The sequence below is a fragment of the Pseudoduganella sp. GW821-FHT05F09 genome, from assembly GCF_059419605.1.
This window is the reverse complement of sequence record NZ_JBWKSD010000001.1, coordinates 181,784-206,689: the sequence shown is the minus strand read 5'-3', so window position 1 is coordinate 206,689 and position 24,906 is coordinate 181,784. Positions and strand designations below refer to the sequence as shown.

23 protein-coding genes are annotated in these 24,906 nt (G+C 67.1%); 7 read left to right on the top strand and 16 right to left on the bottom strand.

The window, feature by feature from the left end:
• Window positions 1-2: 2 nt before the first annotated feature.
• From eno to ppc, 3 genes are all read right to left on the bottom strand, one after another.
• Window positions 3-1,286 carry a phosphopyruvate hydratase gene (gene eno, locus AC07S4_RS00770; protein WP_494984779.1) on the bottom strand — a complete coding sequence of 428 codons (1,284 nt, stop codon included), beginning with the start codon at window positions 1,284-1,286 and terminating at the stop codon, window positions 3-5.
• 76 nt (window positions 1,287-1,362) lie between these two features.
• Window positions 1,363-2,817, bottom strand: coding sequence for a pyruvate kinase (gene pyk, locus AC07S4_RS00765; protein WP_494985584.1), 1,455 nt, complete (start codon window positions 2,815-2,817; stop codon window positions 1,363-1,365).
• 64 nt (window positions 2,818-2,881) lie between these two features.
• Complete coding sequence (ppc, locus tag AC07S4_RS00760) at window positions 2,882-5,749, bottom strand: phosphoenolpyruvate carboxylase (RefSeq protein ID WP_494984778.1); 2,868 nt, start codon at window positions 5,747-5,749, stop codon at window positions 2,882-2,884.
• A gap of 262 nt (window positions 5,750-6,011) precedes the next feature.
• On the opposite strand from ppc, the gene AC07S4_RS00755 reads away from it, so the two are divergent.
• Both AC07S4_RS00755 and AC07S4_RS00750 read left to right on the top strand, forming a co-directional pair.
• Window positions 6,012-6,188 (top strand): hypothetical protein, encoded by a 177-nt coding sequence (locus tag AC07S4_RS00755; protein ID WP_494984777.1) that lies wholly within the window; start codon window positions 6,012-6,014, stop codon window positions 6,186-6,188.
• Between the two features lie 81 nt (window positions 6,189-6,269).
• Window positions 6,270-7,304: a ribonuclease T2 family protein gene (locus AC07S4_RS00750; RefSeq protein WP_494984776.1), complete on the top strand. Its 1,035-nt coding sequence runs from the start codon at window positions 6,270-6,272 to the stop codon at window positions 7,302-7,304.
• Between the two features lie 109 nt (window positions 7,305-7,413).
• Here AC07S4_RS00750 and hppD read toward each other — a convergent pair whose 3' ends face one another.
• The gene (gene hppD / locus AC07S4_RS00745; protein ID WP_494984775.1) at window positions 7,414-8,508 is read right to left on the bottom strand and encodes a 4-hydroxyphenylpyruvate dioxygenase; all 1,095 of its coding nucleotides are present in this window, start codon (window positions 8,506-8,508) and stop codon (window positions 7,414-7,416) included.
• Window positions 8,509-8,623: 115 nt separating this feature from the next.
• Between hppD and AC07S4_RS00740 the strand changes: the two genes are divergently transcribed.
• The 3 genes from AC07S4_RS00740 to AC07S4_RS00730 all read left to right on the top strand — a co-directional run bounded on the left by AC07S4_RS00740 (window position 8,624) and on the right by AC07S4_RS00730 (window position 10,615).
• The gene (locus tag AC07S4_RS00740; protein WP_494984774.1) at window positions 8,624-9,142 is read left to right on the top strand and encodes an Lrp/AsnC family transcriptional regulator; all 519 of its coding nucleotides are present in this window, start codon (window positions 8,624-8,626) and stop codon (window positions 9,140-9,142) included.
• 100 nt (window positions 9,143-9,242) lie between these two features.
• On the top strand, window positions 9,243-9,590 hold the full coding sequence (locus tag AC07S4_RS00735; RefSeq protein ID WP_494984773.1) for a hypothetical protein: 348 nt from the start codon (window positions 9,243-9,245) through the stop codon (window positions 9,588-9,590).
• A 56-nt stretch (window positions 9,591-9,646) separates the two neighbouring features.
• Window positions 9,647-10,615: a MerR family transcriptional regulator gene (locus tag AC07S4_RS00730; RefSeq protein WP_494984772.1), complete on the top strand. Its 969-nt coding sequence runs from the start codon at window positions 9,647-9,649 to the stop codon at window positions 10,613-10,615.
• A gap of 15 nt (window positions 10,616-10,630) precedes the next feature.
• Here the strand turns inward: AC07S4_RS00730 and AC07S4_RS00725 are convergent, their stop codons facing one another.
• The 11 genes from AC07S4_RS00725 to AC07S4_RS00675 form a co-directional block, all read right to left on the bottom strand.
• On the bottom strand, window positions 10,631-11,059 hold the full coding sequence (locus tag AC07S4_RS00725) for a nuclear transport factor 2 family protein (RefSeq protein ID WP_494984771.1): 429 nt from the start codon (window positions 11,057-11,059) through the stop codon (window positions 10,631-10,633).
• Window positions 11,056-11,829, bottom strand: coding sequence for an SDR family NAD(P)-dependent oxidoreductase (locus AC07S4_RS00720; protein ID WP_494984770.1), 774 nt, complete (start codon window positions 11,827-11,829; stop codon window positions 11,056-11,058). Before AC07S4_RS00720 ends, AC07S4_RS00725 begins: the two co-directional genes overlap by 4 nt.
• Window positions 11,816-12,379: a DUF3833 domain-containing protein gene (locus tag AC07S4_RS00715; RefSeq protein WP_494985583.1), complete on the bottom strand. Its 564-nt coding sequence runs from the start codon at window positions 12,377-12,379 to the stop codon at window positions 11,816-11,818. The genes AC07S4_RS00720 and AC07S4_RS00715 overlap by 14 nt, the downstream gene beginning before the upstream one ends.
• Before the next feature lie 8 nt (window positions 12,380-12,387).
• Window positions 12,388-13,839 carry an MFS transporter gene (locus AC07S4_RS00710; RefSeq protein ID WP_494984769.1) on the bottom strand — a complete coding sequence of 484 codons (1,452 nt, stop codon included), beginning with the start codon at window positions 13,837-13,839 and terminating at the stop codon, window positions 12,388-12,390.
• Window positions 13,836-14,462, bottom strand: coding sequence for a chalcone isomerase family protein (locus AC07S4_RS00705; RefSeq protein ID WP_494984768.1), 627 nt, complete (start codon window positions 14,460-14,462; stop codon window positions 13,836-13,838). Before AC07S4_RS00705 ends, AC07S4_RS00710 begins: the two co-directional genes overlap by 4 nt.
• A gap of 1 nt (window position 14,463) precedes the next feature.
• The gene (locus AC07S4_RS00700; RefSeq protein ID WP_494985582.1) at window positions 14,464-15,711 is read right to left on the bottom strand and encodes a class I SAM-dependent methyltransferase; all 1,248 of its coding nucleotides are present in this window, start codon (window positions 15,709-15,711) and stop codon (window positions 14,464-14,466) included.
• A gap of 2 nt (window positions 15,712-15,713) precedes the next feature.
• Window positions 15,714-16,520: a DUF1365 domain-containing protein gene (locus tag AC07S4_RS00695; RefSeq protein WP_494984767.1), complete on the bottom strand. Its 807-nt coding sequence runs from the start codon at window positions 16,518-16,520 to the stop codon at window positions 15,714-15,716.
• Window positions 16,510-17,811, bottom strand: coding sequence for an NAD(P)/FAD-dependent oxidoreductase (locus tag AC07S4_RS00690; protein ID WP_494984766.1), 1,302 nt, complete (start codon window positions 17,809-17,811; stop codon window positions 16,510-16,512). The genes AC07S4_RS00695 and AC07S4_RS00690 overlap by 11 nt, the downstream gene beginning before the upstream one ends.
• Window positions 17,812-17,928: 117 nt before the next feature.
• A complete protein-coding gene (locus AC07S4_RS00685; RefSeq protein ID WP_494984765.1) occupies window positions 17,929-18,168 on the bottom strand; it encodes a hypothetical protein in 240 nt (79 codons plus the stop codon).
• Window positions 18,169-18,198: 30 nt separating this feature from the next.
• Complete coding sequence (locus tag AC07S4_RS00680; RefSeq protein ID WP_494984764.1) at window positions 18,199-19,647, bottom strand: SulP family inorganic anion transporter; 1,449 nt, start codon at window positions 19,645-19,647, stop codon at window positions 18,199-18,201.
• A gap of 82 nt (window positions 19,648-19,729) precedes the next feature.
• Window positions 19,730-20,542, bottom strand: a complete 813-nt coding sequence (locus tag AC07S4_RS00675; protein WP_494984763.1) for a PEP-CTERM sorting domain-containing protein — start codon at window positions 20,540-20,542, stop codon at window positions 19,730-19,732.
• Window positions 20,543-20,794: 252 nt separating this feature from the next.
• Here AC07S4_RS00675 and prsT point away from each other — a divergent pair, with 252 nt between their 5' ends.
• Both prsT and AC07S4_RS00665 read left to right on the top strand, forming a co-directional pair.
• Window positions 20,795-23,539, top strand: coding sequence for an XrtA/PEP-CTERM system TPR-repeat protein PrsT (gene prsT, locus AC07S4_RS00670; RefSeq protein ID WP_494984762.1), 2,745 nt, complete (start codon window positions 20,795-20,797; stop codon window positions 23,537-23,539).
• Between the two features lie 85 nt (window positions 23,540-23,624).
• The gene (locus AC07S4_RS00665; RefSeq protein WP_494984761.1) at window positions 23,625-23,858 is read left to right on the top strand and encodes a hypothetical protein; all 234 of its coding nucleotides are present in this window, start codon (window positions 23,625-23,627) and stop codon (window positions 23,856-23,858) included.
• Window positions 23,859-23,871: 13 nt separating this feature from the next.
• Here AC07S4_RS00665 and AC07S4_RS00660 read toward each other — a convergent pair whose 3' ends face one another.
• Entirely contained in the window at window positions 23,872-24,852 is a 981-nt protein-coding gene (locus AC07S4_RS00660; RefSeq protein WP_494984760.1) for a sensor domain-containing diguanylate cyclase, read from the bottom strand.
• Between the last annotated feature and the right edge of the window lie 54 nt (window positions 24,853-24,906).

Here is a 24,906-nt window from a genome sequence, read left to right as displayed (position 1 = left end):
CATCAGCGCAGGTTGTAGAACGCCCCCCGGCCCGGATAAGACGCCGTCTCGCCCAGGTCTTCCTCAATACGCAGAAGCTGGTTGTACTTCGCCATGCGGTCCGAGCGCGACATGGAGCCGGTCTTGATCTGCAGCGCGTTGGTGCCCACCGCGATATCCGCGATGGTCGAATCCTCGGTCTCGCCCGAGCGGTGCGAAATCACGGCGGTATAGCCGGCGCGCTTGGCCATTTCAATCGCGGCAAAAGTCTCGGTCAGCGTACCGATCTGATTAATCTTGATCAGGATCGAATTGGCGATACCCTTCTGGATACCCTCTTTCAGGATCTTGGTGTTGGTAACAAACAGATCGTCCCCCACCAGCTGCACGCGCTTGCCCAGCGCGGCGGTCAGCGTCGCCCAGCCTTCCCAGTCGCCTTCGTGCATGGCGTCCTCGATCGAGATGATCGGGTACTTGTCGCACCAGGTGGCCAGCAGATTGGTGAACTCCACAGCCGTCAAGCTCATGCCCTCGCCGTCCAGCTGGTACTTGCCGTCCTTGTAGAACTCGGAGGCGGCGCAGTCCAGGCCCAGTGCGATCTGGGTGCCCGGCTCGTAGCCCGCTTCCTCGATCGCCTGGATAATCAGCTTAATCGCTTCCTCGTGATTGGCCAGCGACGGCGCAAAGCCGCCCTCGTCGCCCACGGCCGTGTTCAAGCCCTTCTTGTGCAGGATTTTCTTCAGCGTGTGGAACACCTCCGCGCCGTAGCGAACCGCTTCCTTGAAGGACGGCGCACCGACCGGGATGATCATGAACTCCTGGATGTCCAGGTTGTTGTCCGCGTGCGCGCCGCCGTTGATGACGTTCATCATCGGCACCGGCATCTCCATGCCGCCCGAGCCGCCGAAATAGCGGTACAGCGGCAGGCCCGCCTCATCGGCTGCGGCCCTGGCCACCGCCATCGACACCGCCAGCGTGGCGTTGGCGCCCAGGCGCGACTTGTTCTCCGTGCCGTCCAGATCGATCAGCGTGCGGTCGATAAAGGCCTGCTCGTTCGCGTCCAGCCCGATGATGGCTTCCGCAATCTCGGTATTGATATTCTCGCAGGCGCGCAACACGCCCTTGCCGAAATAGCGCTTGGCGTCGCCGTCGCGCAGCTCGATGGCCTCGCGCGAACCGGTCGAAGCGCCCGACGGCACCGCCGCGCGGCCCGTCACGCCCGACTCCAGCAGCACGTCGCATTCCACGGTAGGATTGCCGCGCGAATCCAGCACCTCGCGCGCAATCACATCAACAATAGCAGTCATTCCAGGTCTCCGTTAGTTGGCTTAATTAGTCCGTAGGGCGGCTTAGGCGGCCCCGCCGCCGTAACCCGCCAAGCAATCAATGCGCAGGCGCGCCCAGCTTCATGATCTTCAACGCATTCGTGCCGCCGACCAGCCCCATAGGCTCGCCCCAGGTCAGCACCACCGTATCGCCGCGTTCAGCGATACCGCGCGCCACCAGCAGCTCCTCCACCGAGCGCAGCACCACTTCGCGGTCGCGCGTCTGCTTCAGCTCCAGCGCCTGCACGTTGCGGAACAGCGCCAGCTTGCGCTGCGTTGCCACGCTGGGCGTCAGCGCGATGATGGGGATATCGATATTGTTGCGGCTCATCCAGAGGCAGGTGGAACCGGACTCCGTCAGCGCAGCAATGGCCTTCACGCGCAGGTGGTGCGCGGTGAACAGCGCGCCGTAGGCGATGGACTGGTCAATGCGGCTGAAGGTCGTGTTGATCAGGTCCACATCCGGATTGGAAGGATTCCATTTCTCCGCATCCAGGCAGATCGCGGCCATCGCCTCCACCGTCTCTATCGGGTATTTGCCGGAGGCGGTTTCGGCGGACGTCATCACCGCGTCGGTACCGTCCAGCACTGCATTGGCCACGTCCGACACTTCAGCGCGGGTAGGCACGGCGTTGACGATCATCGACTCCATCATCTGCGTGGCGGTAATGGCCAGCTTGTTCGACGCGCGCGCCATCTTGATCATGCGCTTCTGCAGCGCGGGCACGGCGGCGTTGCCCACTTCCACGGCCAGGTCGCCGCGTGCCACCATGATGCCGTCCGACGCGTCCAGAATCTCCTGCAGCGCCGGAATCGCCTCGGCGCGCTCGATCTTGGCGATCATGAAAGGCTTGTGCTGGAACGGCTCGCCGGCGATATTGGCCAGCTGGCGCGCCATCACCATATCGGTCGCGTTCTTCGGGAAGGACACGGCAATATAGTCCGCCTGGAAGCTCATGGCGGTCTTGATGTCTTCCATGTCCTTGGCCGTCAGCGCCGGCGCGGACAGGCCGCCGCCCTGGCGGTTGATGCCCTTGTTGTTGGACAGTTCGCCGCCGATTTTCACGGTGGTGTGGATTTCGCTGCCGGAGATGCGGTCCACCACCAGCACGATCAGGCCGTCGTTCAGCAGCAGCACGTCCTGTGGGCGCAGGTCGCGCGGCAGGTCCTTGTAGTCCAGGCCCACGCGTTCCTGGTTGCCCAATTCACCGTTCTCGCCCCACTTGGCGTCCAGGATGAAGCGGGCGCCGTTTTCCAGCTGGATCTTGCCTTCTTCGAATTTGCCGACGCGGATCTTCGGACCCTGCAGGTCGGCCATGATGGCCACTTCACGGCCGCACTCGGCGGCGGCGTCGCGCACCATGCGGGCGCGCTCCACGTGGTCCTGCGCTTTGCCGTGCGAGAAATTCAGGCGTACTACGTCAACGCCGGCCTTGAACATGCGGATCAAGGTGGCGACGTCGTTCGATGCGGGGCCGATGGTTGCCACGATTTTGGTGGCGCGGCGGGTCACTGCGGTTGGGGTGTTTGGCACGTTGTCTCTTTCCTGTTGTTGGTATCGGTCACCGCTCAGCCGCTCAGCCACTATTACGCAGGCCGGCGGCAATGCCGTTGATCGATAAATGAATGCCCTCGCGCGTGGCGGGGTCCGGGTCGCCGTCGCGGAAGCGGCGCAGCAGCTCAACCTGCAAGTGGTTCAGCGGGTCGATGTACGGGAAGCGGTTGCGGATCGAGCGTTGCAGCAGCGGGTTGGCGTCCTGCAGCTCGGCCTGGCCGGTGATCTCCTTCAGCGCCGCGATGGTGCGCTCATGCTCGGCGCGGATGCGGCCGAAGATGGCCTCGCGCAGCCCGGCGTCGCTCACCAGGGTGGCGTAGCGGCTGGCGATGGCGATGTCGCTCTTGGCCAGCACCATGTCCATATTGGACAGCAGCGTGTTGAAGAACGGCCAGTCGCGGTACATCTTCTGCAGCAGCGCCAGGCCGTCCGGCTGCGTGCCCAGGAACTTCTGCACTGCCGAGCCGAAGCCGAACCAGCCCGGCAGCATCACGCGGCACTGCGCCCAGCTCAGCACCCAGGGAATGGCGCGCAGGTCTTCGATCGCGGTGGACTTCTTGCGCGAGGCCGGACGGCTGCCGATATTCAGCGCCGCGATTTCGGAGATGACGGTCGATTCCCAGAAATAGGTTTCAAAGCCTTCGGTCTCGTACACCAGCGAGCGGTAGCTGCGCATGGCTTCGTCGGACAGCGCCTGCATGGCCGCCAGCTGTGCCGCATCCGGCTCGGCGCCACGCGGCGGCAGCATGGTGGCCTCCATGGTGGCGGCCACCATCACCTCCAGGTTGCGGCGGCACACTTCCGGATTGGCGTACTTGGCGGTGATGACCTCGCCCTGCTCGGTCAGGCGGATGCGGCCCTGCACCGCGCCCTGCGGCTGCGCCAGGATCGCTTCATAGCTAGGACCGCCGCCACGGCCGACGGAACCGCCGCGGCCATGGAACAGGCGCATCTTCACGCCGTGGCGCTGGAACACCTCCACCAGTTCGATTTCGGCCTTGTACAGCTCCCAGCCGGAGGTCAGGAAGCCGCCGTCCTTGTTCGAGTCCGAATAGCCCAGCATGACTTCCTGCAGGCTGCCGCGCGAGCGCACCAGGTCCATATACAGCGGCAGGCGGAAGGCGCGGTCCATGATGTCCGGGCCGGCCTGCAGGTCGCCTATGGTTTCAAACAGCGGAATGATGTTGACCGCCATCGACGACTCCTCGGTCACCGAACCGGCGCGCAGCAGGCCGTGCTCCTTCAGCAGCAGCGCCACCTCCAGCAGGTCGGACACGCTGTCGGCCTTGGAGATGATGTAGTTGGTGATGGACTCGGCGCCGTAGGCGCGGTGCGCCTCGCCCACCGCGCGGAAGATGGCCAGCTCGCCGCTGGTCTCCTCGGAATAGCTGGTGTACGGGGAAATCAGCAGGCGCGGCGTGTGCAGCTCCTCCAGCAGCAGCTTGCAGCGCTCCGGCTCGGACAGCGCGGCGTAGTCCACGCCGGGACGGGCGCAGGCCAGGATCTCGGCCACCACGCGCTCGTGCACGTCCGAGTTCTGGCGCAGATCCACAGGCGCCAGCGAGAAGCCGAACACCTTCACCGCGCGGCGCAGCTGGCGCAAACGTCCGCGCGCCAGCACGGCCGAGCCATGCGCCACCAGAGATTCGTGCACCGTCTCCAGGTCCGCCAGCAATTCCTGCGCCGAAGCGTAAGGCTGCGCGCCCGCGCCGGGGGCGGCCGGCGCATAGCCCGCCGCAGCGGCGGCCGGCCAGATGGTGGCAACGGCCGCACGCGCGCTGGCGGCGGCGCTTGCAGCGGCGCCGGTATCGGCGCGGCCGGCGGCAGCGGCGCTGGTCAGCAGCGCGCGGTTGGCGGCCAGGCGGTTATGGATGCCGTAGATGGCGCGGCGGTAAGGCTCGTCGACGCGGTGCGGCGAATGGTCGGGCGAAGCGTCGGCCAGCTGGCGCAGCTGCTCCGAGCAGCCCGTCATGGTCTGCGCCAGCGACAGCTGCGAAGCCAGTTTGTGCAGCTCGCCCAGGTAATGTTCCAGCGCCACGTCGGCCTGGCGCGCCAGCGTGGCACGCAGCACGGTGGCGGTGACGAAGGGGTTGCCGTCGCGGTCGCCGCCTATCCAGCTGCCCACTTTCATGAAGGTCGGCAGTTCCTCGCCGGCCCAGCGCGCATCCAGCTTGGCCAGCATGTCCTGCAAGGTGCTATACAGCTGCGGCAGGCCGTTCAGGATGGTGCGGTCGAAGAAGGACAGGCCGTTCTCCACCTCGTCCATCACCGACAGCTTGGCCGTGCGCAGCAAGCGCGTCTGCCACAGCGTATGGATGCCGCGCGCCAGCGCCTCGTCGTTCTGCTCCTGCTCTTCGGGCGTCATCTGCACGCGGTCGCGCTCATCGAGCTCGCGCGCGATGGCCATCTGGCAGTTCAGGGTACTCTTGCGCTGCACCTCGGTCGGGTGCGCGGTGAAGACCGGGCTGATATGCGCCTCGGCGAAGAACTCGCCGAAGGACGACGTGCGGCCGGCGCCCACCACGTTCTGCACTGCCTTGGCCAGGCTGCCCAAGCGCGGCGCGGAGCCGGCCAGTAAGTGCGCGCGGCTGCGGCGGGTGTGGTGCTGGTCCTCTGCGATATTGGACAGCAGCGAGAAATAACCGAAAGCGCGTATCAGCTGGCTGGTCTCATCCGGCGACAGCGCGTGCAGCGCCTCCTCCAGCAAGGCCTGCGCGCCCGCATCCTGCTCGCGGCGGAAACGGATCGCCAGCTGGCGCACGTTCTCGATACGATTGAAGGCCTCGTCGCCGTGCTGCGTGCGTATGGTATCGCCCAGCATGCGGCCCAACTGGCGGATGTCCCGCCCCAGCAATTCATCCTTGAATTCCACCGACTTTGAACCGTCCATCTCCCGCCTCACCAGTATGTAGTAATTTTTCAGTTTAGGGACACAATTACAGCAAAACTTGCATATCCACACCATACAAGGGGCTGGATACCCGCCATATCGTAAATTTACTACATTATGTAGTGAAAATCCAAGTGGCGGCAACTGAATTCTTTGCCAATTACTATATGGATTTGGAATGGCGCGCACGCGTTAGCCAGCGAACGGATGGCGCGCGGCGGGCAAGGCATGCTGGAAGCCGAACCAACCAAAGGAGAACGGCATGACCAATCGCATCGGCAACAAAGACGTGGCCCAGCAGCGCAGCAAAGCGGAAAAAGCCCGCATCAAGCGCGCCAACAAGGAGATGGAAGCGGTCAAGCAGGCCGCCGCACGGGCCAAATACCACAAGGAAGTGAAGGGACGGATTTCGGCCGCCCAGGCGGCACAAGCGTTCTAAGCATCCGCCTTCCCGTTGTTCTTTGCCGCGTTCTGATTATATGATGTAGCGCAATAGCGGCAACGAACCCGGAAGGCAACGATGAAAAAAACAACACTCAGGGCGGCATGCCTGCTCGCCCTGCTCCCCGCGCTCGCGCTGGCCAGCGAACCCGCCAGCGGCAGCCTCACGGCCGGCAAGGCCTGCGAAGCCTACGCGTCCTACACCAAGGGCACCAATCCCGGGGACGTGCGGCTCAAGCCGGGCAGCAGCTACGAGATCAAAGAAGTCAACAAGCCGGGCAGCTATGAACAACTGCGGATAGAAGTGCCGGGCGCCAGGCCCGAGCTGCGCTGGGTGGCGCGCGACTGCGGCAGCGCCGCCGCGCCGGGCGGCGGCACACAGAATCCCGCGCCGGCCGCCGCCACGCGGGAAAGCGCCAGGGACGGCGCGAATGACAGCGCCGGCGGCAAACACGAAATCTGCTCCACCGCCAACCAGCAGGACAGCTACCTGCTGGCCATCAGCTGGCAGCCCGGCTTCTGCGAGCACACCCCGCGCACGTCCGGCAAGCCCGAGTGCGCCGCGCTGGACAAAGGCAGCCTGGTGGTCACCAACCTCACGCTGCACGGCCTGTGGCCCAACAAAAAAGCCTGCGGCACCAGCTACGGCAACTGCGACGGCAAGCCCTTCGCGCTGAAAAAAGAGACCGTCGAACGCATCGCGCAGTGGATGCCCAACTTCTACTACGAAAACAGCTTTGGCAAATACGAGTGGAACAAGCACGGCGCCTGCCAGTCGCTCGACCCGGACGCCTACTTCACGAAGGCCGTGGCGGCGGTGCAGGTAGTGAACGGCTCCGCCATCGGCCAGCAGATCCTGAAGCACATAGGCGGCAGTTTCAACGCCGACAAGTTCTTCGCCACGCTGCGCAGCCAGCACGGCGAAGCGGCCGCCAGCCGCGTGATGCTGGTCTGCGCGGGCCAGAGCCAGCTGCAGGAAATCCGCGTCCAGCTGCCGCTCGACTTCAGCGTCGACAAAGGCCTGGGCGGCCTGCTGGGCACGACACCCGGCCAGGGCCCCCAAACCTCCCGCTGCGGCAGCGAAATCCACGTCGAAGCCAGCGGCCGCAACTAGCACCACCACCGACCACCGGGGTCAGTTCTACCATTGCGTCACGGGCTCAGCTTTAGCACGCAACTACTGCAGAGTCCGTGACGCGATGGTAGAACTGACCCCGATGTGATTAGACGGCTTCGAGGACGCCGCGGCGCATCTGGTCGAGCTCGATGGACTCGAACAGGGCCTTGAAGTTGCCTTCGCCGAAGCCTTGGTTGCCCTTGCGCTGGATGAATTCGAAGAACACGGGGCCGAGCTGGTTTTCGGAGAAGATCTGCAGCAGCAGGTCGCCCGGCATGCCGTCGATCAGGATCTTGCGCTTCTTGAGCTCGTCCAGCGATTCGCCGTGGCCGGGGATGCGGCGGTCCACCAGCTCGTAGTAGGTGTCGATGGTGTCGAGCAGCTTGATGCCGCTGGCGCGCAGCGCGTCCACCGTGCCGTACAGGTTGTCGCTGCCCATGGCGATGTGCTGGATGCCTTCGCCGTTGTACATGTTCAGGTATTCGGTGATCTGGCCCGGACGGTCGGTGCCCTCTTCGTTGATCGGGATGCGCAGCTTGCCGCACGGCGACGTCATGGCTTTCGATTTCACGCCCGTGACCTGGCCTTCGATGTCGAAGTAGCGGATCTCGCGGAAGTTGAACAGCGTTTCGTAGAAGTTGACCCACTCTGCCATGCGCCCACGGTGCACATTGTGCGTCAGGTGGTCGATATAGGTCAGGCCGTGGCCCACCGGGTTGGGGTTGGCGCCGGGGATGGCTTCGAAGTCGGCGTCGTAAATGCTGATGTCGCCGATGGCGCCCGCCGTGGCGCCGTTTTTGCCCTTCCAGCGGTCCACCAGGTAGATCAGCGAGTCGCCGATGCCTTTGATGGCGGGGATGTTCAGTTCCATCGGGCCGGGCTGGCCGCCGAAGCCCCAGGCGCCCAGTTCCAGCGCGCGGCGGTGGGCTTTGCCGGCGTCCTGCACGCGGAAGGCGATGGCGCACACCGACGGGCCGTGCTGGCGCGCGAAGCGCTGCGCAAACGAGTCCGGCTCGGCGTTGATGATGAAGTTGATCTCGCCCTGGCGGTACAGGGTCACGTTCTTGCAGCGGTGCCGCGCGATGGCGGTGAAGCCCATCGCTTCGAAGGTCTTGCCCATGGCGACCGGGTCCGGCGCGGCGTATTCGATGAATTCAAAGCCGTCGGTGCCCATCGGGTTGTCCCATAATTCTAGCGTCATGCTGATCTCCTCAAGTAATAGAATGAGTTTAGCCATTCGCCGTGAATATTTCGTTCATAATGTGCGCGATAATAGCGGTCCCGCGCACAAAATATGCATGAATCGAGGAAAAACCATGAGTACCATCAGCGTAGACCGGCATGACCTTGCCCTGCTGGCCGAATTGCAGCGCGACGGCCGCGCCACCAACAGCGCCATCGGCGAGAAGGTGCATCTGTCCACCTCGCAGGTGAGCCGCCGCATCCAGCGCCTTGAGGAGGCGCGCGTGATCGACCATTACGCGGCCATGCTGGACCCGCTGGTGGTGGGCCTGGGCGTGATGGCCTTCGTCCACGTGACGCTGGACCGCCACGGCACCGCCTGGGGCGATACCTTCGAGCAGGCGGTCAGCGATTTGCCTGAGGTGCTGGAGTGCTTTTCCGTCACCGGCGAGGCCGATTATGTGATCCGCGTGGTGTCGCACGACCTGGCCTCGTTCTCGGAGTTCATGATGAACCATTTGCTGCGCATCCCCGGCGTGACCAATGTGAAGTCGAATATCTCGCTGAAGAAGGTCAAGCAGGTGACCGAGCTGCCGCTGGACCATATCGCGCAGCCGCGCCCGTCCAAGATGCGGGTGCATTTCGCGCAGTAAGGCGGCGTCGGTCCCGTCTTACAAGCGCGCGGCACGTGCGCCGCTTGGGCGCCGCCGGCCCCGCTGCGCATACTGGCGTCTTTGATCAGGAGGACTCGCCATGAACAGCGACAAGGACGTCAGGGCTGCGGATCCCCGCAATTCGCAGCAGGATTTCGGCGGCAATATCGCCAACGGCCATCCGGCCAACAATGTGATCACGCCCCAGCGCGAGGGCATGCCGTCCACGGAGCAGGGCCGTACCACGGTGGACCGGGGCGCGGGCGACTTTTCATCGCAGCGCCACGGCGAAACGGGACGCGCGGAGCAGTCGGCGCGCCGCCCCGCGCCGGAATCCGGCCCGACCAAAGGGGAGCGCGGCACGCGCGGCTCGGGCATGCCGGTGGACAGCGGCGCGGGCCAGCTGGCCGATGACCGTCCCGGCCGCGATACGCCTAAAGGCGGCTGAGCGCGCGCCCGCGCTCTGCTAGAATCCGGAACCGGAACAACAGCTAGAGGCGGAACGTGGCAGATACAGTACCGAAGGGCGCTTACCGCAGCGGCGTGGCCGCGCGGCTGGCCGGCTTGCCGGTGGAGACGCTGCGGGTGTGGGAGCGGCGCTACGGCGTGTCCGGCGCGGACCGCTCGCCGCACGGACAGCGCCTGTATTCGGCCGAGCAGGTGCGCCGCCTCGGCCTGCTCAAGCGCGTGGTGGACCTGGGCCATCCCATCGGCATGGTGGCGGCGCTGTCCTTCGAGGAGCTGGCCGTGATGGCGGGCTCGCTGCCGCCGCAGGACGCGGCGCCGGACGACGGCGCCGCCGCCGTGCCGCTGCGCGTGGCCGTGGTGGGCGCCGCCATGGCGCGCCGCCTGGCCGCCGTGCGCACCGTCCCGCCGCTCGACATCATCCACACCTGCGCCTCGCTGGAAGCGCTGCCGGCCGCCCTGCCCGGTCTGCCGGCCGACGTGCTGCTGATCGAATCGTCCGAGATGTCGGCTGAAACGCTGCCGCTGATCGCCGCCGCGCGCGCCGCCGCGCCGGGCGCTGCCCTGGTGGTGATGTACCGCTTCTGCGACAGCGCCACCGTGCGCCGCCTGCGCGAGCAGGGCTGCCTCGTGGCGCGCGTGCCGGCCGATCCGGCCGAGGTGGCGGTGCTGTGCAGTTCCGCGCTGGCGGGCCATCCGCTGCAGGCGGTGCTGCCGGTCACGCCGGCGCCGTCGCCGCGCCGCCTGGACGAGCAGGCGCTCGCCATCCTGGCCAGTGCGCCGAACAGCATCAACTGCGAATGCCCGCGCCACCTGGCCGACATCCTGATGATGCTGGGCAGTTTCGAGCGCTACAGCCAGCAATGCGCCTCGCGCAACGCCGACGACGCGGCGCTGCACCAGGAGCTGAGCAACACGGCCGGCCAGGCGCGCATGATGCTGGAGACCGCACTGGAGCGCCTGGCGCGCGCCGACGGCCTGCCGCTGCCGCCGTCGCTGTCGGAATAAGGCGCGCCGCGTGCCTTACTTGCGCGCGCGCCGTTTCAGCCAGCGCATGAGGGCGCCCAGCAGCGGTATTTTCTCGTAGAGTTCCTCCGCCGCGTCCCAGTAGTCGCGGTGCATGGCCACGCGGCCTTGTTCGTCGAACTCGATGTGCGAGGCGCCGCGTATGGTCTGCACGCCTTGCGCGCTGCGCATGCGGAAGTGGAACTCCCAGGTCAGGAAGGCTTGCCTGCCCTGGGCCATGCGCTCCTTCACCACGAAGCGCGGCTGCTCCACCTGCACGAACATGTGCTGGAAGATGGGGATGATGGCGGCGTGGCCGCGCACTTCGTTGAACGGGTCCTTGAAGAAGGCGTCCGGCGCGTACACGCTGCGCACTTCCCCCACCGTTTCGATTGCCAGGGTTTCGTAGAAGCGCACCAGGCGCTCCAGCGGCTGTTGTTCGTTCATAGTCCGGTCACCTTGCGCACCAGCCAGAAGTAGGCGCCGTAGGGCAGCAGCCGCAGCAGGCGCAGGCTGTTGCTGAAACGGCGCGGGAAGTGGATGTGGAACTGGCCCCGCTCCAGCCCGCGCACCAGCGCCTGCGCGGCCGCTTCCGGCGTCATCAGCGCGGGCATGGCGAAGTCATTGCCGGCGGTGAGGCTGGTGGCCACGAAGCCGGGGTTGATCTGGTAGACGCCGATGCCGCGCGGCGCGAGGTCGAGATACAGCGTTTCCGTCAGGTTGAGCAGCGCGGCCTTGGTGGGGCCATACGCCAGCGCTTTCGGCAGCCCGCCGTAGCCCGCCACCGAGGCCACCACGCCGATGCCGCCTGCGCCCTGCTCCAGCAATTCCGGCAGGACCGCGTCCAGGCAGTTGTACACGCCGCGCAGGTTCAGGTCCAGCAGGCGGTTGGCCTGTTCCAGGTCGAAGCCGTCGGCGCGCATGGGGTGGTAGCCGCCCGCCACCACCAGCACCAGGTCGATGCGCCAGCCGCGCGCCAGGATCGCGCTGCGCGCGCGGTGCACGCTGGCGGCGTCGGTGATATCCAGCGGGGCGGCCATCGCGCGCGGCTGGCCGGCGCACAGAGATTCCAGCAGGTCCGCCCGCCGCGCGGACAGCACCACCTGCGCGCCGCGCCCGAGCAGCAGCCGGGCGGCGGCCTCGCCTATGCCGCTGGACGCGCCTATGATCCATACGCAGCGCCCCTGCCAGTCCGTGATGGGTTTATTGAGCGCCATCGCCTGCCTTCTGTTTGCGGAACGACAGCGTGACCGAGCCAAGGTCTATGCCGAACTTGCTCATGGCGGCGCGATTCAGCATGACTTCCTCGTCTATCATGAACATCCAGTCCTCGAAGTCGACGTTGACGGTCTTGCCGTCCACCGGCAGCGCCAGCACGTAGTTCCAGCGCAGCGCGTTGCCCGCCACCACGCCGACCGCCTCGCCCACCACGTCGGCCGCCGTGCCGGTGTAGCGGCCGGGCGCGGTCTGGCGGAGCGTCCACACGCGGCGCTGGCGGGTGCCGTCGGCGTACAGGAATTCCTCGTCCAGTGTGCCGACGCCGTCGCGCCAGGTGCAGGTCATGGTGACGGTGAAGCGCTTTTGCACCGTGCCGCTGCGGTCCTGGAACATGCCGTAGGCGAGCACGCGGCCGTTGAAGTAGCGCTGCACGTCCAGCACCGGCGTCTGCGCCGCGTAATAAGACGGGTCGGCGCGGGTGGAGCAGCCGGTCAGCAGGCCGGCCATCATGGTGCTCAGGGCGGCGCCGGCAAAGCAGGCGCGCAGCATGTTGATCTTCATATCTCTCTCCCGTTCAGGCTTTTCAGGCTGCCCCTCGCGCCGCGCATCAGCAGCAGCCAGGCCAGTAGTTTCAGGGCGCACGGCAGCAGCGCGTAGGCTGCGGCGAGGGCGGCTGTTCCTTGCGGCGCAGCGCCCGTATCGGCGGCCGCACCGGCGCTGCCGGGTTCATAACCGAGCAAGGCCAGCGCAGGCAGCGTGGCGCCGGCGGCGAACGCGAGCGCCAGCTGCGTGCACCAGTTCCACCAGGCGAAGTAAGGCGCGGCGGATGGCTGCCCTTCCTCGCCGCCGCTGCGGCTTTGCGCGGCCAGCCCTGCCAGCAGGGCCGGGGACAACGCCAGGTCCGCTCCGCCCGCGATGCCAGTCAGCACGCAGATGGCCGCGAAAGCCGCGCCGTCGCCGGGGCCGAGGGCGTAGGCCCAGATGAATACCAGCGCGCACAGCAGCATGCTGGCCTGCCAGGCGGCCAGCGTATCCCAGCGCCTGGCCAGCGCTGCCCACAGAGGCATGGACGCGGCGGCCGCGAGCAGGTAGAGCACCAGCAGCGGACCGGCCCAGCTGTCCGGCAGGCCGAGGCGGTCGGCTGCGAAGAAGACAAACAGCGTGGCGGGGATGGCGCCTGCCAGCGCGCTGGCGGCGTAGACGCCGAACAGGCAGCGAAAGCGCGGCTCATTCCACGGCGCCAGCAATGCGTACCGTGCCGGTGCCGGTGCCATTGCCATTGCTGGTGCCATTGCTGGTGCCATTGCCGGTGCCATTGCCGATGCCCGGGCCTGCGCGTGGTCCCCCGCCTGGGCCTGCGCTCGGGCCGGGGCGATGGCCCGTGTATGCAGGTCCGGCCGGGGTGCGCGGCGCAGCAGCAGCCAGGCGGCGGGCAGCAGGCAGGCGCAGAACAGCAGCGCCAGCGCGCCGTAGCCAAGCAGGCCGCTGCACGCGGCCGCCAGCACGGCGCCCAGCAGGCCGCAGCCTTCCCGGGCCGACATCAGCCGCACGCGGTCGGCTGCACCCTGTGCGATGGCGCTGCCCCAGCTTTGGTGCGCGATGGTGGCCAGGCCATAGCCCAGGTAGACCAGCATCAGCGCGCTGGCAAACCAGGCCATCAGCGACGCGCCTGCCAGTGCGGGCGGATTGAACAGCGCGCAGTATCCCAGCAGCAGCGGCGCCAACGACACGGCGGCATGCCAGGGGTAGCCGCGCCGGTTGCGCGCCATCCACCAGCCGAGCAGCGGATCGGCCAGCGCGGCCAGCACCCGCACGGCCAGCAGCACGGCCCCCACGCCGGCCAGCGCCAGCCCGCCGCTGCGCACGTACAGCGCCGGCGCGAACAGGTAAACAGGCAGCGCCACCATCGCCAGCGGCAAGGCGAACAGCGCGTAGCTCGCCAGCGCGGCGCCGGCGGGCGCCATGGAGGGGGCGCCCGGCGCGGTGGCAGGCGGACGCCGGGTGTTCATGGCTGCGCTGCGGCCTGGCGCAGCAGCGCCTCGCGCAGCATGGGCGCCGTGCTGCGCGGGGACAGCCAGATGCCGAAGAAGGCCTGCGCAAACTCGGCGTCCAGCATCGGCGGCGGCGCGCCGCCTTGCACGCCGCCTAAAAGCACGCCATTCAGATAGAAGCGCGCCCCCGCGCCGGGCACGTAGCGCCCCGCAATACGGTCTCCCTCGCGCACGTCCGGGAACAGGCTGCGCATGGTCTCCAGCCACGCCTTGCGCTGCACAGAGCTGCCTGCGCCTGTCTTTTCCATCTGCTCCGCGCTTGCCTCCGCGATGCGGCTGCCCTGCAAGGCGCGCGCGTAACGCAATTCCAGCACGAAGGGCGCGGCGGCGGGGGCGCTGTCGCGATAGCCTTGCGGCCCCACCCACAGCCGCGCCTCATAAATCCGCAGGCCAAACCAGCGGTAGACGCCCTCCCCCGCCAGCCGCGCCGGCTGCAGGGGCTGCACGGCATCCGCAGGCAGCATGGGCTGCGGCGCGGCCGCATCGCCCGCCGCCAGGACAGGCACGGCGCAGCAGGCCAGCAGGCACACGGCGAGCCGCGCCGCTGCGCGCCGTCCCCAGGCTGCGTGGCGGTTCCCCATATCAGTCCTTGACCAGCGTGAATTGCACCACGTCGGTATTGCCGGCCTTGAACGCGCCTTCGCAGTAGGCCAGATAGAATTCCCAGGTGCGCATGAAGTTCAGGTCGAAACCCAGCGGCTTGATATTGTCTTGCTCGCGCAGGAAGGCCGCGCGCCATTGCCGCAGCGTTTCCGCGTAGTCCAGGCCAAAGTGCAGCGCGTCCTCCACGCGCAGCCCGTGCATGGCCGCGTGGCGGCGGAACTCGGCTTGCGACGGCAGCATCCCGCCGGGGAAGATGTATTGCTGGATGAAGTCCGTGCTGCGGCTGTAGCGGTCGAACAGCTCGTCCGCGATGGTGATGGTCTGCACGCAGGCCCGCCCGCCGCGCTTCAGGCTGCGCGCCACGCAGGCGAAATAGCTCGGCCAGTACTGCTGCCCCACCGCCTCGAACATTTCGATGGAGGCGACGGCGTCGTACTCGCCATCGCTGTCGCGGTAGTCGCACAGGCGCAGGTCGGCCCGCGCGGCCATGCCGGCTTCCGCCAGCCGCGCCTTCGCGTAGGCCAGCTGCTCGCGTGACAGCGTCAGCCCTATCACGTGCAGGCCGCCGCGCGCCGCCATCTCGGCCAGTCCGCCCCAGCCGCAGCCGATTTCCAGCACGCGCTCGCCCGGCTTCACCTGCAGCTGCGCCAGGATGCGCCGGTACTTGGCCTCCTGCGCCTGCTCCAGGCTCAGGCCCGGATAGGGAAACAGCGCGCTCGAATACGTCATCGACGGGTCCAGCCAGCGCTGGTAAAACGCGTTGCCCAGATCGTAGTGGGCGTGGATGTTCTTCTTGCTGCCGCTGCGCGAATTGCGGTTCAGCAGATGGCGCAGGCGGTACAGCAGCACGCCCCACCAGTTGCCGTACACCAGCGACTCCAGCTCCTCGCGGTTGCGCGCCAGCAGTTCCACCAGTCCGGGCAGGTTGTCGGTGCTCCAGTCGCCCGCGATAAAGCTCTCCGCAAAGCCGATGTCGCCGGAGCGCAGCACCGCGCGCCAGACGTTCCAGTTGGCCAGCCTGAAAGTGACGGGCGCGCCGCCCTCGCCGTACAGCGTGACGGCGCCGTCCGGCGTTTGCAGCAGCACGGCGCCGTGGCGGATGTGGGACAAGGCGGCCAGCAGCAAGCGGGCGGACGCTGGCCGCGCCGCAGCGGCTGCGCCGGCGGGAGCGGCGGGACAGGCTGCGGCACGGCGCAGCGCAGACGACTCGGAGATAGGCAGTTGCATGGTCATTTCGAAAGTTCCTCAATCGGTGGTGCGGGCTTGCTGAAAAAAGGCGCGCGCTTGCACCAAAGCCGCAGCGCCTGCCAGTGGATCTTTGCCATCACGCCCAGCGTGAGCAGCGGATGCGTGGCGCAGGCGCGCAGCACGGCCGTGTCGCTGAGCGCATGCGCCGTGCCGCTGATGCTGGTGGACAGGGCCAACTCGCCGCCGTCCAGATAGTCGATGCAGGCCAGCTGCCGCTCGTCCTCCCCGGCGCGGCGCACACGGACAAAGCGGAAGCGGTAGCTGCCGCGCAGCGGCAGGAAGGGCGACACGTGAAAGGCTTTGTCGGCCCGCAGTTCGGCGCCGTTGCGTATCGCCGCCCCGGTTTCCAGCAGATACAGGTGGCGCTCGCCGAAGGTGTTGCGCACGTCGCACAGCACGGCGCGCAGGCTGCCATCGGCGCCGTGGCAGAACCAGAACGACACGGGATTGAACAGATAGCCCAGCACGCGCGGCATGGTCTGCAGCCAGACTTCACCGTCCGCGCCGCGCACACCGCCGCGCTCCAGCATCTCGCTTATCCACGCGCGCAGCGGCCGCACGCCGTCGCCGTGGTCGGCGTCGTGGAAGGCCAGCAGGTTGAAGCGGTTGTGCGAGAACCAGCGCAGCCGCGCCGCGCCGTCCTGCCGCTCCGGCATGCGGTGCACCGGCACGCGGATGTAGAACACGCCGTAGCTGAAGGCATTGCGCACCGGCCGCAGGCGCTTGTGGCGCACCTGGCCCAGGCAGAGCTGGATACCGTCTGGCTCGTCCTTTTCCTTATGCGGCATGGCTCAGTACCGCCTTCTGGGCCAGCGCGGCGGCCACCCGCATGCCGGACTTCAGGCCGTCCTCGTGGAAGCCGTAGCCGGTCCAGGCGCCCGCGAACCACACATTGCGTTCGCCCTGCAGCTGCGGCAGGCGCGCTTGCGCGGCCACGGCGCGGGCGTCGAACACCGGATGCGCATAGTCGAAACTGGCCAGCACCCGCTCGGGCGACGGCTTATCGATGGGATTGAGCGAGACGATCACCGGCGTGGTGAAGGGCAGCGGCTGCAGCATATTGAGCAGGTAGTGCACGCACACGCGCGGCGCGCCGTGTTCGTCCACCCCGCCCTGGTAGTTCCATGCCGACCAGGCCTTGCGCCGCTGCGGCAGGCAGCGGCTGTCCGTGTGCAGCACGGCGCGGTTGGGCTGGTAGCGGATGGCGCCCAGCACGCCCTGCTCTTCAGGGCTGGGACGGTCGAGCAGCGCCAGTGCCTGGTCGCTATGGCAGGCCAGCACCACTTCGTCGTACTGCTGGATGTCGCCCGCTGTATGCACCGTCACCGACAGCGCGCCGCCGCCCGGCGCGCGCCGCACCAGGCGCACCGGCGTGCCCAGGCGCCGCTGCGGTATGTCTTCCAGCATGCGCCGCACGTATTCGCGCGAGCCGCCCGTCACCGTGCGCCATTGCGGACGGCCGCTCACCTGCAGCAGGCCGTGGTTGTGGCAGAAGCGCACGAAGCTCGCCAGCGGGAAGTCCAGCATCTGCGCCGTCGGGCAGGACCAGATGCAGGCCGCCATCGGCAGCAGATACCAGTCGCGGAAGGCGGCGCCGTAGCGGTGCAGGTCAAGGTAGTGGCCCAGCGCCATGGCGGGGTTGCCGGGCATGCCGCCCTCGGGCGACAGCGCCAGCGCGGTGGCGGCCTTGTTGAAGCGCAGGATGTCGCGCAGCATGCCGAGGAAGGCGGGCCGCAGCAGATTGCGGCGCTGCGCGAACACGGTGTCCAGATTGGCGCCGGCCCATTCCATGCCGCCGCCTTCGAACGGCAGCTTGACCGAGAAGGACATGTCGGTGCCGGCGGTCTCCACGCCCAGCTTGGCAAACAGACTCGTCAGATGGGGATAGGTGGCGTGGTTAAACACCAGGAAGCCGGTATCGACGCCATGCGTGACGCCGTTCAGCGTGACATCCACCGTGTTGCTGTGACCGCCGAACCAGTCGCCGCCCTCGTACAGCGTGACGTCCCGGCCCATGCGCGCCAGCTGGTGCGCGCACGCCAGCCCGGCAATGCCGGAGCCTATTACTGCTATTTTCATGACCCAGCCCTTGTGTCGTAGGAATGAACTGCATACTCCCAGCAACACTACGGACAATTACGGGTCAAGTCCAGCCTGCACTACAGAACCGGGCCATTATCCCAGTTCAATTACGGGTCACTCCGGCGTTTGCATGCGCTTCAGGCGCTGGCCGTGGATGGCCCACACGCAGTCCGCGCCGTCCACGGCGCCGAACAGCGCCCAGCCGGTGCCGATCTTGCGCACGTCGATCGGTGTTTCCAGTTCCTTGGCCAGCTTCTCGGCCCACATGCGCGCCGCGCCCTGCCCCTTGAACAGCTCGTTGCCTTCGAAGATGACGGTGGCGTCGAATACCGGTGCGGCGAATATCGTGTTCATGGCGGCCTCTCTTATTGGAATGGGCGCATTTTACACTTCCAGGCCGGCCCGCTGCAGCAGCGCGCTGCAGCGTTCGGACAGGTGGACCAGCTCCAGGCGCTTGCCCGCCTTGGCGTAGCGCTCGCGCAAGGCGTCCAGCGCCGCGATAGCCGAGTGGTCGGCCAGGCGCAGGTGGCGGCAGTCCAGCACCACGCGCGCCGGGTCGTCCGCCGGGGCGAACAACTCCTGGAAGCGCGCCGTGGAGGCGAAGAACAGCGTGCCGCGCGGGCGGTAGCTGCGCACGCCCGGCTCGCCGTCGTCGATGTCGGCGCCGATGTCGCGCGCGTGCTGCCAGGCGAAGCTGAGCGCGGCAATCACTATCCCGCACAGCACCGCGGTGGCCAGGTCGGTGGCCACCGTGATGGCGGTCACGGCCACGATCACCAGCGCGTCATGGCGCGGCACCTTGCCCAGCACGCGCAGCGAGCCCCAGGCAAAGGTCTGCTGCGCCACCACGAACATCACGCCCACCAGCGCCGCCAGCGGTATGCGCTCTATCCACGGCGACAGGAACAGGATGAACAGCAAAATCATGCCGCCCGCCACCACGCCCGACAGGCGCATGCGTCCGCCCGAGCCGAGGTTGATCATGGTCTGGCCTATCATGGCGCAGCCGCCCATGCCGCCGAACAAACCGGACACCACATTGGCCCCGCCCAGCGCCACGCATTCGCGGTTGGCCTGGCCTTCGGTGCCGGTGATGTCGCCGGTGAGGTTGAAGGTCAGCAGCGTTTCCAGCAGGCCGACCAGGGACATCAGCACCGCATACGGCAGGATGATGCGCAACGTTTCCAGCGTGAACGGCACGGCCGGCAGGTGCAGGGCCGGCAGGCCGCCGGCGATATGCGCCATGTCGCCCAGGGTGCGGGTGGGCAGGTCCAGCAGCGCGGCCAGCAGCCCCACGGCGGCGATCGCCACCAGCGCCGGCGGCGCCGCGCGGGTGAGCTTGGGCAGCAGCCAGACCAGGGCCATGGTCAGCGCCACCAGGCCCGCCATCAGTAGCAGCGGCGCACCTTGCAGCCAGTGGCCGCCGATCTTGAAATGTTCCAGCTGCGCGCCCGCAATGATGATGGCCAGGCCGTTGACGAAGCCCAGCATGACAGGATGCGGCACCATGCGTATCAGCGTGCCCAGGCGCAGCAGGCCGAACAGCGCCATCAGCAGGCCGCCCAGCACCACGGTGGCCAGCAGGTATTGCGCGCCGTGCTGCGCCACCAGCGCCACGATCACCACCGCCATCGACCCGGCCGCGCCCGAAATCATGCCGGGCCGCCCGCCGAACAGCGCGGTGAGGGTGCAGATAAAGAAGGCGCCATACAGGCCCATGAGCGGATTGAGCTGCGCCACCAGGGCGAAGGCGATGCACTCGGGCACCAGGGCGAAGGACGTGGTCAAACCGGCGAGGACGTCGGTGCGGATGCGGCTAGGGAGCTGGTTCATGCGGATCTGGCGGGCGGCGGAAATAAAACAGCCCACGCGAAGGTGGGCTGGTACGGTGCCGCAAGTATAGCAGAAGGCAGCGCTAGACTGGCGCGCCGCCCTGCTGGCGGCGGCGCAGCAGCATCGCGCCCATGCCTATCATCAGCAGCGCCGCGCTGCCGGGCAGCGGCACCACGCGGGTAAAGCCCTCGATCACGTCGTTCTGGCAGGTCTCGCCCCAGTGCATGGCGAAGGCCTGCAGATTGATCAGGCTGGTGCCCGTCATGTCCAGCGTAAAGGTCAGCTTCTGGTCGGGCGTGACGGTCCAGCTGCCGGTTACGCCGCTCACCACTTTCGCGGTGGTGGAGTTGGTGGTTTTCACTTCAACAGCCTGGCCGTCGCGGTAGGTGCAAGGCTGCGAGCAATTCATCACCTGCTCGGAATTGAGGATGTTCTCGGCGTTGGTGGTGCCGCCCAGCGTGTACAGCTTGAAGGTGCCGCCGGTGTTGCTCCAGCGGTTGTCCAGGCTGAAGCCCCACTCCCACTTGGTGCCGGTGCTGGCGTTGTCCGCCTGGTAATTGCTCACGCCCGCCACGACTTTGGGCTTCCAGGCCGAAGCCAGGAACAGGTCGCCATAGGCAATCCCGGCCTGCCCAGTCGGACCGGGGTCGGCCCACGGGTCGGCGCCGGCGTGGCCGGCAAAGGCGGTGGAGATGGTGATCTTCAGCACGCTGCCGACGCGCGTGATGGTCGCGCCGCTGATGTCGTACATGGCCGCGCCGATGACGTCGCCGTCGCCATGGGCGTTCGAGCCCCAGTAATCGTTGACGCCGTTGTCCGTGATGGCGCCGGCCTGGACTGCTGGCACAGCCAGCATCGCCAGCAAGGCGCACATCGAAGTGAACAATCTATTCATGATATTTCTCTTAGTAACGTGTAATTCTTTAAAGCATTATTCGTGCCAAGTTGGCACAAGCCTTTTAAATCAGGTGCTTAGTCTCCCCGCAACGCGGGACAGCCAACCAAACTGTAAAGAATACCGACAGCGGATCGGCATACCGCTCGGGTTGCCGCAACGGCCATATTGCTGGAGAATGGCAAACATGCCAACATGCGGCGCCGTGTTATCTTACCTTTGCGGGAATATATGTTACACCGAACCAACAAATTGGCGGCAATTACCGTGTTGCTGGCCAGCCTCGCCGCCTGCCAGCAACACACGACCGCCGAACTGCTGGCGCGCGCCAAGGCCCACCACCAGAAGGGCGACCTGGACGCGGCCCGCATCGAACTGAAAAACGCGGTCGAGGCCGATCCGGTGGACGCCCCTGCGCGCTTCGCGCTGGCGCAACTGTATATTGAAACCGGCGAAGCGCTGTCGGCGGAAAAGGAAATCCGCCGCGCCATCAACCTCGGCTACAACCCCGTCGACACCATGCCCATCCTGGGCCGTTCGCTGGTGCTGCAGGGCCAGTTCAAGAAAGCGCTGGACGAGACCGGGCAGGCCGACGACGGCCAAAACGCCGCCCTGCTGTGCGTGCGCGCCGACGCCCACCTGGCCCAGGACCACCGCGCCGAGGCCAAACAGCTGTTCGAAGCGGCGCTGGCGCGCCAGCCCGGCTACTCCACCGCCCTGATCGGCCTGGGCCGGGTGGCCTTCCTGGAACAAGGCCCGGAACCCGCGCGCGCCTATGCCGGCCAGGCGCTGGCGGCGGCGCCGCGCAGCACCGAAGCGCTGATGTTCATGGGCGACCTGCTGCGCGCCCAGCACCAGTACGAGGCGGCGCTGGCCATGTACGACAAGGCACTGCAGGTCTTCCCCCAGCACCGCACCGCCCACGTGGAAAAAGCCTATCTGCAGATCGCCATCGGCAAGTTCGCCGAGGCCCAGGCCGATTTGACCGCCGCCGCCAAGACCACGCCCAACAGCCTGCTGGTAAGCTACACCCAGGCCCTGCTGGATTTCTCGCAAGGCAAGCACTCGGCCGCCAAGGAAGGCTTGCAGACGGTGCTGAACTCGGCGCCCGAGCACATGCCCAGCGTGCTGCTGGCCGGCGCGGCGGACTTCAGCCTGAACCTGCTGCCCTCGGCCGAGAAACATTTACGCGTCTACCTGAAGGCGCACCCGGAAAACGTGTATGCGCGCAAGATGCTGGCGAGCACCCTGCTGCGCACCGGCCAGTCGCCGGATGCGCTCAGCGTGCTGGCCCCCATCATCAAGGACAGCCAGCAGGACGTGCAGCTGCTGGCCCTGGCCGGCGAGTCCTATATGCAGATCCGCGATTTCAGCAAGGCCACCGAGTACTACGCCAAGGCCAGCGAACTCGACCCGAAGGCGGCCAATCTGCGCACCCAGCTGGGCTTGAGCAAGCTGGGCAAAGGCGAGCGCGACCAGGCCCTGAGCGATTTGCAGCATGCCACCCGGCTGGACGCCAAATCGCAGTACGCCGGCATGTCGCTGGTGCGCACCGAGCTGGGCCTGCACCGCTACGAACAGGCCTATGCCGCCGTGCAGGCGCTGGAGCAGGCCAACCCGGCCGTGGCCGCGGTGCAGGAGCTCAAAGGCTTGGTCTATCTCGGCAAGCAGGACGCGGCGCGCGCCCGCGCCTGCTTCGAAAAAGCCTTGCAGCTGGACCCGGCCTACTATCCCGCCGTGGCCAACCTGGCGCAGCTGGACGTGAGCGAAAAGCAGCCGGACGCCGCCCGCCGGCATCTGAAGGACTTCCTGGCCAAGAACAAGAACAGCCTGGAAACCATGACCGCGCTGGCCGCTCTGGCCGCCAGCACCGGCAACCAGGAAGACACCACGCACTGGCTGGAGCAGGCCAGCGCGGCCTACCCGGACGCGGTGGCGCCTTCCGTGCGCCTGCTGTCGCACTACCTGCAAATCGGCGACAAGCAGAAAGCCATTTCGCTGGCGCGCAAGGTGCAAGTGAGTAACCCGAGCGACCCGGACCTGCTGGACCTGCTGGGCAAAAGCCAGATCGCCAGCGGCGAGCTGGTGGGGGCGCTGGAGACCTACAAGAAGCTGGCGGCGGCCCTGCCGCGCTCGGCTTCCGTGCACATGCAGGTGGCGGCGCTGCACATGCTGCTCAAGAACACGGCGGCGGCCGAGGACCAGCTGAAAACCGCGCTGGCGATGCAGCCGGACTTCCCGGCCGCGCAAGTGGCGCAGGCCGAGCTGTACGTGCGCAACGGGCAGCATGAGCTGGCCGTGCTGATGGCGCGCCAGCTGCAGCGCCAGTATCCGAAGGCGGCGGCCGGCTTCCAGCTGGAAGGCGATGTGCTGGTCAGCCAGAACCGCTACGCGCAGGCCCTGCCCGCCTACGAGCAAGCCTGGGCCAACGCCAAAAGCAGCGAGCTGCTGGTCAAGACCGTGCACGGCATGCGCATGGCTGGGCGCAAGCCGGACGGCGAGGCGCGCCTGGCGCAATGGCTGGAGAAGCATCCCAAGGATGTGCGCGTGCTGCTGTTCCGCGCCGAAACGCTGATGGCGGACAAGCAGTACCCGCAGGCGGCCCGGCAGCTGGAGAGCGTGCTCAAGCTGGAGCCGAACAACGTCCAGGCGCTCAACAACCAGGCCTGGACCTACCAGCAACTCAAGGACGAGCGCGCGCTATCCACTGCCGAGCAGGCCTTCCAGCTGGCCGGCAACAAGCCGGCGGTGATGGACACGCTGGGCTGGATACTGGTGGAGCAGCAGCCGGACGGCGCCGGCCGCGGCTTGGCCATCCTGCAGAAAGCCAGTGCGCTGGCGCCGCAGGCGCGCGACATCCGCTACCACGTGGCGGTGGCGCTGTACAAGACCGGCAACAAGGACGGCGCGCGCAAGGAGCTGCAGCACCTGATGGCTGGCGATATGCAATTCGCCCAGGCCGACGAGGTGCGCGCCATGCTCAAGCGGATGGATTAGCGGATGGACTAAGCGGGCTCCGTGCGCTTGCGCACCGACGCGCCGGCCGTCCCGGGAGATGATGTTGTCCTACAGGGAGAACACCATGAAAAACGGAACCATACAGCACGCCACTTTCCGCAACTTCATGATCGAAGCGAGCGCCGTGAAGATGGGAACCCAGTGGCGCCCACAATGCCGCATCTCGCGCGGCAACCGAAAGACGGCCTGGAGCACGCCGCGCGCGGACGCCTTTGCCGACAGCGCGCTGGCGGTCGATGCCGCCATCCGCTACGCCAAGCAGGAGATCCAGCGCGGCTGGGGCTCGTGCTTCGCCTGAGGCCGCCCGGTCCTTACTGCGGCGGCAGGCGCTGTGCCCGCATCTCGGCCTTGTTGCGGTACATCTCGGCGTCGCCGTCGGCCAGCATGCGGGCGATGGTGTCGTGCCGCAGCGGATCGAAATCCACCTGGCCCACGCTGAAGCAGATATCGTAGCCGCGCTGCTCCTCGGCGTTGTGCAGCTCCAGCGCTGTGCGCAGCCGCTCGATGGCGGCCCGGGTGTCGCTCTGGCTCACGTCCAGCAGCAGGGTCACGAATTCGTCCCCGCCCAGGCGGCCGATCAGGTCGCTGTTCCGGAACACATGGCGCAGCACGTCGGCGAACGCCACCAGCGCGTGATCGCCTTCGGCATGGCCGCGCGTGTCGTTGATTTCCTTAAACTGGTTCAGGTCGAAAAACAGCAGCGAGGCCGCCTTCTTCATACGCAGGCACACGTGGATGGCTTGCTGCGCCAGCATCTCAAAACCGCGCCGGTTGGACAGCTTGGTCAGGTCGTCCATGGTGGCCATCTGCACCGCCGCCATCTCCTGCTGCACCATCGTGGCCAGATCATGCAGTAGAGCAACATCTTCCTCGCCCATGGTGCGCGGCACGTGGTCGATCAGGCACAGCGTGCCGAGCTTGGAACCGTTGGGTGCGAACAGCGGGCAGCCGGCGTAGAAGCGCACATGGGGCTCGCCCTGCACCAGCGGACTGTCGTGGAAGCGCGCGTCCAGGCGCGCGTCCGGCACCATCAGGATGTCGTCGCCGAGGATGGCGTGGCCGCAAAACGACACTTCGCGCGGCACTGGCGCGCCCAGCTGGCCGGAACAGGACAGCGTGTACACCGCGTCGGACGCCACCAGCGTCACTTTGGCCACCGGCACCTGGAACAGGCGCTTGGCCAGCCGGGTCAGGCGGTCGAAGCGCTCCTCGGGGCAGGCGTCGAGCAAGGGCAGCGCGTTCAGCGTGGCGACGCGCGTCGCTTCATTCACAGGCATGGCAGGCGCTAGCATGATCCCTCCTCTTTCCCCCATCCTAGCGAAAATGCTAAGCGGCCACAACAGTTT

Bases quoted from the DNA above. Each gene is read 5' to 3' on its own strand.
- eno (WP_494984779.1), bottom strand. From the start codon at position 1,286: ATGACTGCTATTGTTGATGTGATTGCGCGCGAGGTGCTGGATTCGCGC.
- ppc (WP_494984778.1), bottom strand. From the start codon at position 5,749: ATGGACGGTTCAAAGTCGGTGGAATTCAAGGATGAATTGCTGGGGCGG.
- AC07S4_RS00755 (WP_494984777.1), top strand. From the start codon at position 6,012: ATGACCAATCGCATCGGCAACAAAGACGTGGCCCAGCAGCGCAGCAAA.
- AC07S4_RS00750 (WP_494984776.1), top strand. From the start codon at position 6,270: ATGAAAAAAACAACACTCAGGGCGGCATGCCTGCTCGCCCTGCTCCCC.
- hppD (WP_494984775.1), bottom strand. From the start codon at position 8,508: ATGACGCTAGAATTATGGGACAACCCGATGGGCACCGACGGCTTTGAA.
- AC07S4_RS00740 (WP_494984774.1), top strand. From the start codon at position 8,624: ATGAGTACCATCAGCGTAGACCGGCATGACCTTGCCCTGCTGGCCGAA.
- AC07S4_RS00735 (WP_494984773.1), top strand. From the start codon at position 9,243: ATGAACAGCGACAAGGACGTCAGGGCTGCGGATCCCCGCAATTCGCAG.
- AC07S4_RS00725 (WP_494984771.1), bottom strand. From the start codon at position 11,059: ATGAACGAACAACAGCCGCTGGAGCGCCTGGTGCGCTTCTACGAAACC.
- AC07S4_RS00720 (WP_494984770.1), bottom strand. From the start codon at position 11,829: ATGGCGCTCAATAAACCCATCACGGACTGGCAGGGGCGCTGCGTATGG.
- AC07S4_RS00715 (WP_494985583.1), bottom strand. From the start codon at position 12,379: ATGCTGCGCGCCTGCTTTGCCGGCGCCGCCCTGAGCACCATGATGGCC.
- AC07S4_RS00710 (WP_494984769.1), bottom strand. From the start codon at position 13,839: ATGAACACCCGGCGTCCGCCTGCCACCGCGCCGGGCGCCCCCTCCATG.
- AC07S4_RS00705 (WP_494984768.1), bottom strand. From the start codon at position 14,462: ATGGGGAACCGCCACGCAGCCTGGGGACGGCGCGCAGCGGCGCGGCTC.
- AC07S4_RS00700 (WP_494985582.1), bottom strand. From the start codon at position 15,711: ATGCAACTGCCTATCTCCGAGTCGTCTGCGCTGCGCCGTGCCGCAGCC.
- AC07S4_RS00695 (WP_494984767.1), bottom strand. From the start codon at position 16,520: ATGCCGCATAAGGAAAAGGACGAGCCAGACGGTATCCAGCTCTGCCTG.
- AC07S4_RS00690 (WP_494984766.1), bottom strand. From the start codon at position 17,811: ATGAAAATAGCAGTAATAGGCTCCGGCATTGCCGGGCTGGCGTGCGCG.
- AC07S4_RS00685 (WP_494984765.1), bottom strand. From the start codon at position 18,168: ATGAACACGATATTCGCCGCACCGGTATTCGACGCCACCGTCATCTTC.
- AC07S4_RS00680 (WP_494984764.1), bottom strand. From the start codon at position 19,647: ATGAACCAGCTCCCTAGCCGCATCCGCACCGACGTCCTCGCCGGTTTG.
- AC07S4_RS00675 (WP_494984763.1), bottom strand. From the start codon at position 20,542: ATGAATAGATTGTTCACTTCGATGTGCGCCTTGCTGGCGATGCTGGCT.
- AC07S4_RS00665 (WP_494984761.1), top strand. From the start codon at position 23,625: ATGAAAAACGGAACCATACAGCACGCCACTTTCCGCAACTTCATGATC.
- AC07S4_RS00660 (WP_494984760.1), bottom strand. From the start codon at position 24,852: ATGCTAGCGCCTGCCATGCCTGTGAATGAAGCGACGCGCGTCGCCACG.